The sequence below is a fragment of the Streptomyces sp. NPDC057654 genome (assembly GCF_042800135.1).
Taxonomy (GTDB): Bacteria; Actinomycetota; Actinomycetes; order Streptomycetales; family Streptomycetaceae; genus Streptomyces.
Genome location: NZ_JBHVHQ010000527.1, coordinates 1 through 1,269, shown reverse-complemented (window position 1 = coordinate 1,269; position 1,269 = coordinate 1). Strand labels below are relative to the sequence as shown.

General features: G+C 56.3%; 1 rRNA gene (only partly in view). It reads right to left on the bottom strand.

Annotated features, from left to right (window positions below):
• Positions 1-1,269, bottom strand: a 23S ribosomal RNA gene (locus ACFU99_RS29755); its annotated part reaches 321 nt to the left of the window's first position; the annotation flags it as partial.

Here is a 1,269-nt window from a genome sequence, read left to right as displayed (position 1 = left end):
GAAGCAGGCTTCCCGCTTAGATGCTTTCAGCGGTTATCCTTTCCGAACGTAGCCAACCAGCCATGCCCTTGGCAGGACAACTGGCACACCAGAGGTTCGTCCGTCCCGGTCCTCTCGTACTAGGGACAGCCCTTCTCAAGACTCCTACGCGCACAGCGGATAGGGACCGAACTGTCTCACGACGTTCTAAACCCAGCTCGCGTACCGCTTTAATGGGCGAACAGCCCAACCCTTGGGACCGACTCCAGCCCCAGGATGCGACGAGCCGACATCGAGGTGCCAAACCATCCCGTCGATATGGACTCTTGGGGAAGATCAGCCTGTTATCCCCGGGGTACCTTTTATCCGTTGAGCGACGGCGCTTCCACAAGCCACCGCCGGATCACTAGTCCCGACTTTCGTCCCTGCTCGACCCGTCGGTCTCACAGTCAAGCTCCCTTGTGCACTTACACTCAACACCTGATTGCCAACCAGGCTGAGGGAACCTTTGGGCGCCTCCGTTACTCTTTAGGAGGCAACCGCCCCAGTTAAACTACCCACCAGACACTGTCCCTGATCCGGATCACGGACCCAGGTTAGACATCCAGCACGACCAGAGTGGTATTTCAACGACGACTCCACCACGGCTGGCGCCATAGCTTCACAGTCTCCCACCTATCCTACACAAGCCGAACCGAACACCAATATCAAGCTATAGTAAAGGTCCCGGGGTCTTTCCGTCCTGCTGCGCGAAACGAGCATCTTTACTCGTAGTGCAATTTCACCGGGCCTATGGTTGAGACAGTCGAGAAGTCGTTACGCCATTCGTGCAGGTCGGAACTTACCCGACAAGGAATTTCGCTACCTTAGGATGGTTATAGTTACCACCGCCGTTTACTGGCGCTTAAGTTCTCAGCCTCGCCCCACCGAAATGGAGCTAACCGGTCCCCTTAACGTTCCAGCACCGGGCAGGCGTCAGTCCGTATACATCGCCTTACGGCTTCGCACGGACCTGTGTTTTTAGTAAACAGTCGCTTCTCGCTGGTCTCTGCGGCCACCCCCAGCTCAGACCGTAAAGATCATCACCAGGAATGGCCCCCCTTCTCCCGAAGTTACGGGGGCATTTTGCCGAGTTCCTTAACCATAGTTCACCCGAACGCCTCGGTATTCTCTACCTGACCACCTGAGTCGGTTTAGGGTACGGGCCGCCATGAAACTCGCTAGAGGCTTTTCTCGACAGCATAGGATCATCCACTTCACCACAATCGGCTCGGCATCAGGTCTCACCCT